Raw genomic sequence first — 9,614 nt, 5'->3', positions numbered from 1 at the left:
TCCCGCAATACGGTTCAGGCGCCGGTCCCGCGGATCCCGCAAAGGATTACGGCCCGATTTTCCGGTTCGCGGCCCGGACGTCACGCTTGAATCAACGTAGGTAAGTGGCATTGCTGCTTCTAACTTTTGACACGGCAGTGTGGCCGTCGAACGACGGTCACGAAAGGATCTGCTCGCGGGTCTCCCCATAGGGAACAGCGTCGCTGAGCGCAAGGGTGTAGCGGCTCGGATCATGGCGGGTGACCAGAATGCCCGCATAGCAATGGGGCATCGCTACCTGCCGGAGCGCGGACTCTGCATCGTCGAGCAACTCGTAGAGTCGACCGGGCTCAGTAACGACGACTTCCAATTTGTGTGTGGCCTGACTTCGCATCATGAACAGATTCCTTCCTATGGTTGGGACTCCCTGTCTGCCACTCCCCGGCCTGCGGTGTTGTGTTCTTGGATCGGGGTTCAGTGCAACGGGATCGTCTTAGTTCTTCCACCGAACCTGTACTGCCCGCGGTTACGTTTGTCCGCGGGCAGTACAGGAACCACATTCCGGGCTGCAGACCGGGCCCCAATCACAAGGTGGCTGCAGCCCGGGGGGAGCGTCCGCGGCTTGTTGGGCCTACGGGACACCTCCGTCAACCGGCTGGTTAGATGATGGCCGCGCGGAGCTGCTTGGCTGCCAATGCCGGGTCGGCTGCACCGTAGATGGCGCCGCCGGCGACGGCGACGTCGGCGCCGGCCTTCTGGACGTCTGTGATGGTGGCCAGCTTCACGCCGCCTGCCACGGAGAACGGAACGCGGGCCTCTGCGCCAGCGCGAAGCAGCCCGTTCAGGTCGAAGCCGGGCTTTGCCTGCTCGTCCAGGCCAGCGTGCATCTCAACAAACTTCGCGCCCAGGGCGCGGACTTCCTTGGCACGGGTCACTTTGTCCTCGACGCCGATGAGGTCAACGACAACGCCCTTGTTGTGGGCCTTGGCAGCCTTGACCGCGCCGGCGATGGTGGAGTCGTCGGCCGCACCGAGCACGGTGACCAGGTCAGCGCCAGCCTTGAAGGCGATGTCGGCTTCGAGTTCGCCGGCGTCCATGGTCTTGAGGTCGGCGAAAACAACCTTGTCCGGGTGGGCGTTCTTCATCGCGGTGACGACGGAGAGGCCTTCGGCCTTGATCAGCGGGGTACCGAGCTCAATGATGTCAACGAATTCGGCAACCTGGCCGGCGAGTTCGAGGGCGGCTTCGGTGGTCAGCAGGTCGATAGCAACTTGGAGCTTCATGATGGTGTTTTCTTTCTGTTGGGAAATGCGGTGGGTATTGAAAATTGAGTGGAAACTGCAGTAGGTGAAATGTGAGCCTCAGTTATTCGAGGTTTGCGTGCCTGAGCCAGAGCTCTTCGGCAGGCACATCCGTGTTGTCCCATAGGGACTGGAAGAGGGCTTCGGTGGCGAGGAAAAGTACCTGCTCGAAGAGGGACCCCGAGTACTGGCGGGAAACGTTGGAGCCGTGGTCGGTCTTCTGGGCGGCTGGAATGATTACCAGCGCGTCGGCGAGGGCGGCGAGTGGTGAACTCGCGTTCGTGGTGAACGCGGCAATCCGCGCTCCGGCCTTCGCCGCTGTTTCCGCGGACTTGACCACCCCCGAGGTCGTTCCCGATCCGGATGCCACCAGGAGCAAGTCGCCGGAACTGATCGCGGGAGTCGTGGTGTCACCAGCGATGTGGACGTTCAGGCCCAGGTGCATCAGCCTCATGGCAGCCATCCGCAGGACGAGCCCGCTCCGGCCGGCACCAGCGACAAACACTCGCCCTGGTTGGGTAAGGTGGCGGGCCAGATCAGCAATCTGCTGTTCGTCGATCTTGGCCACTGTGTCCGCGATCTCGTCCTTGACGAGAGAGAGATTCCGGACGATGTCATCCGTGGTGCTGTATCCGGTACGCGTCGCATTTGCTGTCGGATTCACGGTTTGTCCTTTCCATTCGGTCGTCAGCCTGGGAGCGGCCGAACGATGCTTTGCGGTTGATATCCATAATCCCGAAGCAGAAGAGCAGGGGTAACACTGTTTTTTGACGGTTTTAACTACACTTAAGGATTGGTGCCAGTGACGTCGGCGGCGTAGCTGCGTCTCCTGGACCCAGCCCTTACAGCCCTCTGCCACCCACCATCAGAACGCCGGCTGCCGGACGCGTGGGCGGGGCCCACCTTGGAAGGGGGCTACTCAGGCTGGGGAGGAGCGAGGAGTGAGGGATTACTTTGAATAGATTCTCAACAGCGGCCAAAGTCCAGAAAAGTTCGACCCTGACTGGTTAGGATTGAACAAACCCGTAAGCCCACTTCGGAGCGCAGACTCTTGGCCTCGCCAACCCCATTCCAATCCCAGATATACCGGTCCTTGCCGGAAATCGAGAGGGCCGATGCGATCGTTGAAAGAATTTCCAAAGCCATCGGCCTTGGTCTTCTAAAAGTAGGCGAACGCTTACCCCCCGAAGCCGCACTCTCGGACATGTTTGGGGTGGGCGGCGCCACCCTACGGGAGGCTTTGGCAGAGCTGCGGGACCAGGGAGTCGTAGAGACCCGCAGAGGCCGGAGCGGGGGAACCTTTGTCGTCAACCAGCCGCCAACCCAAACCGACGCCATACGGACGTGGTTTCTCTCTACGTCTATTTCGGAGATACGAGACATCGGCGACGAACACTCGGCCATAGCCGCCACGACCGTCCGTCTGGCCTGTGAGCGCGCCGAACCACACGACTTCGACCGTCTTCAGGAACTTGCGCGGGCACTGGTTCTGGCCACAACCCCTCAAGTGCGTGCACCTGCCGACAGCCGCTTCCACATAGAATTAGCAGTTTCCGCGCAATCACCCAGGCTAGTCAATGCGGAAATCCGCCTTCAGGAAGAAACAGTTCAACAGATATGGGCCCCCCTCGCCGCGGCACTTGACCCCGAGGCGGCAACCGCTGAACATCTGGAACTAGTCCGGGCCGTGGCCCAGGATCAACCCGAAAGGGCCCAAAAGCTGGTTCTGGAGCACATTAAGCGAAACATCTTTCACCTGATCGACACTAAGCTCAGTCTCAGTTACGCTGCGTCAAGTGAAAATGCCAATGACCTCCATGAGTAACATTTGACCTGGAACCAGCAACCCCCCAACACTTGAAACCGGCCCTGGGCAGTAACCAGGACCAACCCGAGAGTGCCCAGAAACCCGGGACCTGAGCACACTAGGCGAAACACCTCTCGCCTGACGTCACCCGCGTTACGCGCCGAACCTAGCCAGGATGGCCAATGAACACCGACAACGAAGTCGTACATGCTGCGGATGCCCTCACTGCGTGGATGAGCGGCGTCGCCGACGCAACCAAGAAACTCGCCAGGAACGTTGCCTCGCTGGTGGAGCGAAATCTCGCGGGAAAGTCCAAAGCCGGTACAACTGCACTAGTCGGACTGGACGAAGTCGCGCGGGCATTCTTGGCTGGGAACTCTTTTGCTGTGGGCGCCGGGACGTTCTTCGCTGCGGAGTCCGTCGAGGAGGGCGGTCGGGCTTTGGAATGGTGGATCCGCAATAACTCCGGAGCCATGGAAAGGCTTGATGCCGATCGGACTCCAGGGAGTAATCGGTACTACGACTATGAAAAGCTGCCGTTCTTCTCGACCGCCGCCTCCACAGGTGAGCAGACTGTCTGGGGCCCGTACATAGACTATCTCGGCTTCGAGGAATACATCCTTACGTTCACGGCACCGTTTTCCGTGCACGGACACTTCACGGGGGTAGCTGGATGCGACATTAGGATCAAGGACCTAGAACCCCTCCTCATGCCCAGTTTGCGCGCCGTCTCAAGCCATGCGGCCCTCATCAACGCCAGCAACCGCGTCATTCTCGGCAACTCAGGGAAGTACCTGGTCGGCGAGCGAATCAAACCCGGCGCTTCAGGCCAGCATCAAACGCCCCTGGATGTTCCCCATTTGGGACTATCGCTGGTCTACACAAAGTAGCTTCGCGCTCCCACAGTAGGAAGGAGCGGATGCTGGAGGTCTACTGGTAAACGAACGCATAGCGGGAAGCGACCATCTTGGCAAGGTGTAGACCAAAAAATATATTTTCCTCGAAAACCTGTTGAACTGCAGTTATTAGCTGTAGCCTCTGGGAGTGATTCATTTCACAAAGGACGCCGCCGTAACACTCGCAGGTCTTGCTCAAGATCGCGAGCCATGAAGGGTCTTCTACGACTAGACACACCCACGCCGAAGTCGTTGCGAAGTCAACCCAGATGGCGTCTTCCTACCGCGCATACCCCGCGTTTTCCACATCCTTACATTGACGTAATGCATATCGGAGAACGCGCTGGGCTTTGAACCAATCGGCCCCACCTGATCCGCAAGAGGGTTGCGGCCAATCGCCGGCGTACCCGTTTGCCGCCAGGACGAGCTATGCGTCCAGATTAATAATCGAATTTAGGCTTTCTAAGGGAGATTTTTATGAGTGAAAATCGTGTAAATGGGGTCGACCACCTGGAAAGGTCGATCGACTGGAAGCAGGGCATGGCTATCGCTATGGGTGTGCCCTTGCTGATTCTACCGTCGCTAGGCTACTTTCCGATGTATGTATCTGCCGCAGCGATTCTCATCTGGGGGTTATCGGTCCTTCAGGGTTTCGTGCAGAACGCCGCGTACGCCGAATTGGCTACTACCTTTCCGAAGGCCTCCGGCTTGCCAGGTTTTGCGCAGCATGTGTTTCGCACCGAAAACTACCAAGGCAAGTACGACAAGGGCAAGCTGATCGGTGGCTTCACCGCCTGGAGCTACTGGTTCGCCTGGAACCCTGTATTGGCGATCTTCGCAATCCTGGCCGGCGGTTACCTTCACGGGCTGTTTCCGGTGCTGGGTGAGACATTTACCGAGTATCAACTCGCGTTGATATCAGGCGGGGTGATTTTCGCCGGACTGTTCGTGGTTAACTGGTTTGGTCTGAAGGATGGCGCGATGCTGGGTTACATCCTGGCGGCCGTATCTCTGATACCGCTGGTTATCCTGGCCGTGGCGCCATTTGCTACCGGACACGTTGAGATGGCCAACATCACGGGCAACTGGTGGCCGACTGATTGGGTCTGGGATATGCACCATATCCTGATTCTCTTTGGCATCTTCGGGATCGCACAATGGAGTGCCTGTGGCTGGGAAACCGCGGCCATCTACGGCCCTGAATACAAAAACCCGTCCAAAGATGTCCCCAAAGCATTACTTGCCTGCGGCATCATCTGCCTTATCCTGTACGTACTGGTACAAACCTCGGTGATCGGCGTTCTCGGTGTTGAGGGTGTCCAGGCCGAGCATGTATCGCCCCTGATTCCAGTCGCCCAGGCTGTCTTTGGCGAAGCCGGTTCCATGGTCACCATCATCATGTTGATCGCCGCCATGGTGCTCATCATCCAAACGGCTTATCTGGGCTCCTCCCGCGCCATGCACTCCATGTCAATGGAAGGCAACCTTCCGAAGGTTTTCGGCAAGACCAACCGCCACGGGACCCCGTTCATTGCGATGCTCGTCACCGCAGCGTTTAACATGGTGCTGATTTCCATGGGATCCCTCGGAGCAATTCTCGCCGCCGCCGCGATCGGTTATACCTTTGCCAACGGCATCAGCCTGTTCGCCTACGTCAAAGCTAAAAAACACCCGGCCTTCGCTGGTCTGGAACGACCCTTCAAAGCACCCAAGGGCTGGACGAATGTCGCCATGATCTTCGGCCTGTTCAATGTGCCACTGTGCCTGCTCGGCGTGGTCTACCTGAACAGCCTAGAAATCGGTTGGGCCTCCACCTGGCTCGGCTTCATCGTACTGTCGCTCTACATACCCATCTGGTGGTACTCCCAGCACGAATCAAGGCGCTCAAACAACAAATCCGCCACTGCCTCACTGTCCGACATCGATTCAGGTATCGATGGCGCAGACCCCGACAGGGTTCTAGATCCCCGATAAGGGGGGCGGCATCTAGTACTTGGGGCGGGCGCGAGCTCGCTCGCCAAGGCTGGCGAAAGGTCCAGTTCTCGGATTCTTCGGCGCGCAATCAAGTGCTGTCCCATAGACAGGAGGGCAGGCCGGTCACGGACCGTCCTGCCCTCCTGCCGGCCGCCGGCAGCGGCCGTTTTGAGCATCTCTTTGGGCTGTCGTGTACCTCACGCGGGCCCTTCACAGGAAGCATGACGGGTTCGTCGAGCTTGAGGCAGTCCCCTCGTTGACAGCTCCCGCCTAGAAACAGCTGCGGATCACATAACTTGTTAAACAAACGTGAATTTTTGTAAAAAAGTCTGGACTAGATGAATTACGTGACGTAGCTTTGCTTATGGGATGAGGCCAGTGATTCAGATCACATGGAGGAGTTCCGAGGAGAGTCCGGCTGGTCCTCGAGGAACAGAGGAAACCGCGGTCCGCGAGGATCTTGCCGAAACGACACCCGCGTTCTGACCTAAAGATGAACCGCCTTCCAAAGCACTATTCAAAGGAGAATCATGGAAACCACACTCGTAGGAACACTCAGTAAAGCTGGATCCATCCACAAGGTAGAAGGCGGCTATATCGGGCTGCCGTCCATGAACGAACCTGGAACGGTCGCTGCGATCGGCGACTCCCTCCACAACCCGGAGGGGTCCGTCATGAGCGCCGGATTCTTCGAACTGAAGGCTTCCGAACCCTTGGTGTACACGTACACCTACGACGAGATGAAGGTCGTCGTGCAGGGCGAGTTCATCCTTACCGACCAGTCGACAGGAGAAGTCACACACGCAAAAGAGCGCGACGTGCTGTTCTTCCCCAAGGGCACAACGGTCAAGTTTGAGACCCCTGAGTACGCTCTAGGGTTCTTCACCGGCCACCGCTCCTTCGCCCCGTAAGGACCGACCATGCGTTCCGTGTCCATGCCGTCGGCAATAGGCGCCGGCGTGGAACCTGGTTTCCGCGGTGTCATCTGTGTAACTTTCGGCTCCACAGGTGACACCGCGGGTCTAGACGCCGAGGTCCAGCCCCGGCACGATCTCCATTTCGAAGCTGCAACCGCGGACACACTCTCGGAGTTGAGATCCGCTCTCGGAAGTTCGCACGTCGGGGTCCGCCTCGTGCTCGCCGGCCCTCCGGCGGACATCCGGGCAGCAGCCGCCGCCGCCGCGGAATGTGGACTGCAGCTGGAGGAAATGACCCTGCTGAGTGACGACACCGCACCGCGGGTTATTTACTGCCCGCACTGCCATTCAACCACCAAAACCGTGCGGGCAGCTGGCTCGGAGGTGGGGTGCCAGGGATGCGGCACAGTTCTGGCCACTACTGACCACTTTTCGCGCCGGCTTGGCGCGTACCTAGGGTACTCCGCTCACGCCGAGGAGGCATCATGACTATCACGGCGCTGCCGATCAGTGCGCACCCAGCCGTGGCGGGAGGTCTCCAGCTGGAGGTGACGAAGGTCGCCGTTCAGACGGAATCGATCGTCACCATCACGCTGGCTGACCCAGCGGGCCGGAAACTGCCGTCCTATGTTCCGGGGAGCCACCTGGTGGTCCAGTACGGAAGCGGCGTAAACGCCTATTCGCTCACGGGTTCTGGCAACGGCCCGTCGGATTACACCATCTCGGTCCTCCGGGTCGAAGACGGTGCCGGCGGTTCGGTAGCCATGCACCAGCTCTCAGTCGGTGACCGTGTTCAGGTTTCGCGGCCCCGAAGCGCCTTTGCCCCTGCATCGACGGCAACGCATCATCTGCTGGTAGCAGCAGGAATCGGAATCACGCCGATTCTCTCGCATGCAAGGGCCGCTGTCGAACGGGGCACCAAAGCTTCCCTGATCTACGTCCACCGGCCAGCGGCCGGAGCCCACATGGCGGAAGCCAAACAGCTGTTGGGGCCTGGACTGGCCGCGCTCATTGAGTGTACCGATCGCGGCAGTTTCGAGAAGGTTCTGACGGAATCGCTCACAACCCAGAGCCTGGGAACCCACCTCTATGTCTGCGGCCCGACTGCCTTCATGGATGCGGTTCTGGACCAGGCGCGTGAGCTTGGATGGACATCGGCGAGGCTGCACTCGGAAGCCTTCGGCGCGGCCGAACTGGACGACGGCGAACCCTTCGCGGTGAACCTGGTTCGCAGCGGCCTCAGATTAGAGGTGCCCGCCGGCGTGTCGCTGCTGGAGACACTCGAAAGGGCAGGGAAAAGCGTCCCCAACATGTGCCGCAAAGGCATTTGCGGTGACTGTGTCCTGCCCGTCCTTCGAGGAACCCCACTGCACCGGGATCTCTACCTCACCGACGAGGAAAAGGCCGCTAACACTGCCATGATGTGCTGCGTTTCACGCAGCGAAGACCCAGAATTGGAGTTGGACCTTTGAGCATCACCATCGACAAAGACCCTGACATTGCTGTCCTCCCGGAACGCATCAGACGCTTTCCCTTCCCTTTTACCGGTGACAGCTACCGGTACAGCGCTAACGTCGAACCGGCCAACAAAACCGTGCCCACAGACGCTGGCGCCTGGGGGGCCGGGCTCATCGACATCGATGAGTTCTACCTCCCTGAACTGGCCGACCGCGACCAGATCCTGAACCGCGACCCCTCACGCATGCAGGTCCTGCCCCACATGCGCCCGGCTGTGTGGGACACGATCGCCACCCTGCTGCCCACCATGGCGCAGGAATACCCGGACATCATGTCCTTCCACCGCGAAGGAAACGCCTGCCGCTGGCAGAACACCCTGCAGGGCCTCGACATTGAGTTCACCGTCGGCGACGATGACTCGCTGCCCATGGGGCCACTGCGGTTTCTGGGCAGCCAGATCCAGGATGACATCGTTCTCCTCGACGTTAGAGACAACACGATGTGGCTCGACGCCGGCCTGGTCAGCTTCGCCGCGGACTGGTCCTTCGGATTCGACGTCGGCATGAACTTCCTCGAGATCCACCACCCCGTACCGCGGGTCAAGGAAGAGAACATCATCCGCCGCGCGGAGCAATTCCTCCTGCGGCTGCAACCCGGAGAACAGTTCCGCAGGACAAACTGGACTATGACTATCGGTCAGCGCCTGGACACCTCCACCGAAACCTACCCTGAATGGGGCCCCGACCGCGGAACCATCGCCACGGATCCCGACCTGCCCAACAAGCTCCACCTCCGAGTGGAAGTCCAGCACCTGATCCGCCTCCCACACACTGGGGTCCTGCTGTTCCTGATCCGGAGCTACCTCCTGCCCCTCGCCGACATCGCGAAGGTACCTGCTTGGCGGGAAAAGCTGGGCCATGTGTTGGCCGAACTGCCGGAAGACATGGCCGAATACAAAGGCATCATTCGCTACCGCAAAGCGGCATCTGATTGGCTGCTGGCTGGCTGATCAGGCAACACAACCCGTGCCGATCCAGACAATAAGGGCGGCCGGTGAGCCGCCCGCGTAGGTTTCACAGACTCTGCGGTGATAGCTGGATTTCACAAGTGCAGGTGTAAATAAGACTGGACTAAATGATTTATATCGCGTAGCTTTGCGGCAAAGAGGAGCGCGTGATCGGCATCACGCCAGGGGAGTTCAGAGTAGAACTCCACTGGGTCTTCTGCCCGGGCGTCCTCATCGGCAGTTTCCGGCACACTCGTTGGCTGCCAAGCATTCGCC

At 59.4% G+C, this 9,614-nt stretch carries 11 protein-coding genes; 7 read left to right on the top strand and 4 right to left on the bottom strand.

Annotated elements, in window-relative coordinates:
* Positions 1 to 157 precede the first annotated feature (157 nt).
* The 3 genes from QCD75_RS21245 to hxlB all read right to left on the bottom strand — a co-directional run bounded on the left by QCD75_RS21245 (position 158) and on the right by hxlB (position 1,944).
* Entirely contained in the window at positions 158 to 376 is a 219-nt protein-coding gene (locus tag QCD75_RS21245; protein ID WP_301231488.1) for a hypothetical protein, read from the bottom strand.
* Between the two features lie 262 nt (positions 377 to 638).
* A complete protein-coding gene (gene hxlA, locus QCD75_RS21240; RefSeq protein WP_301231487.1) occupies positions 639 to 1,262 on the bottom strand; it encodes a 3-hexulose-6-phosphate synthase in 624 nt (207 codons plus the stop codon).
* A gap of 82 nt (positions 1,263 to 1,344) precedes the next feature.
* Positions 1,345 to 1,944: a 6-phospho-3-hexuloisomerase gene (hxlB, locus tag QCD75_RS21235; RefSeq protein ID WP_301231486.1), complete on the bottom strand. Its 600-nt coding sequence runs from the start codon at positions 1,942 to 1,944 to the stop codon at positions 1,345 to 1,347.
* Positions 1,945 to 2,373: 429 nt separating this feature from the next.
* Here hxlB and QCD75_RS21230 point away from each other — a divergent pair, with 429 nt between their 5' ends.
* The 7 genes from QCD75_RS21230 (at position 2,374) to QCD75_RS21200 (ending at position 9,341) form a co-directional block, all read left to right on the top strand.
* A complete protein-coding gene (locus QCD75_RS21230) occupies positions 2,374 to 3,105 on the top strand; it encodes a FadR/GntR family transcriptional regulator (RefSeq protein WP_301231485.1) in 732 nt (243 codons plus the stop codon).
* Positions 3,106 to 3,269: 164 nt separating this feature from the next.
* On the top strand, positions 3,270 to 3,977 hold the full coding sequence (locus tag QCD75_RS21225; protein WP_301231484.1) for a cache domain-containing protein: 708 nt from the start codon (positions 3,270 to 3,272) through the stop codon (positions 3,975 to 3,977).
* 483 nt (positions 3,978 to 4,460) lie between these two features.
* On the top strand, positions 4,461 to 5,957 hold the full coding sequence (locus QCD75_RS21220) for an APC family permease (RefSeq protein ID WP_301231483.1): 1,497 nt from the start codon (positions 4,461 to 4,463) through the stop codon (positions 5,955 to 5,957).
* Positions 5,958 to 6,487: 530 nt separating this feature from the next.
* The gene (locus QCD75_RS21215) at positions 6,488 to 6,868 is read left to right on the top strand and encodes a cupin domain-containing protein (protein WP_197515771.1); all 381 of its coding nucleotides are present in this window, start codon (positions 6,488 to 6,490) and stop codon (positions 6,866 to 6,868) included.
* A 9-nt stretch (positions 6,869 to 6,877) separates the two neighbouring features.
* On the top strand, positions 6,878 to 7,363 hold the full coding sequence (locus tag QCD75_RS21210; protein ID WP_367400687.1) for a dimethylamine monooxygenase subunit DmmA family protein: 486 nt from the start codon (positions 6,878 to 6,880) through the stop codon (positions 7,361 to 7,363).
* Positions 7,360 to 8,346, top strand: a complete 987-nt coding sequence (locus QCD75_RS21205; protein WP_301231482.1) for a PDR/VanB family oxidoreductase — start codon at positions 7,360 to 7,362, stop codon at positions 8,344 to 8,346. The genes QCD75_RS21210 and QCD75_RS21205 overlap by 4 nt, the downstream gene beginning before the upstream one ends.
* Positions 8,343 to 9,341: a heme-dependent oxidative N-demethylase family protein gene (locus QCD75_RS21200; protein WP_301231481.1), complete on the top strand. Its 999-nt coding sequence runs from the start codon at positions 8,343 to 8,345 to the stop codon at positions 9,339 to 9,341. Before QCD75_RS21205 ends, QCD75_RS21200 begins: the two co-directional genes overlap by 4 nt.
* Positions 9,342 to 9,433: 92 nt before the next feature.
* Here QCD75_RS21200 and QCD75_RS21195 read toward each other — a convergent pair.
* Positions 9,434 to 9,614: hypothetical protein (locus QCD75_RS21195; protein ID WP_301231480.1), on the bottom strand; the 181-nt coding region annotated here is incomplete at its 5' end.

It is taken from the genome of Arthrobacter sp. PsM3 (assembly GCF_030433895.1).
Lineage (GTDB): Bacteria > Actinomycetota > Actinomycetes > Actinomycetales > Micrococcaceae > Arthrobacter.
The sequence above is the reverse complement of the archived record's forward strand: the minus strand, read 5'-3'. Positions and strand labels throughout refer to the sequence as shown.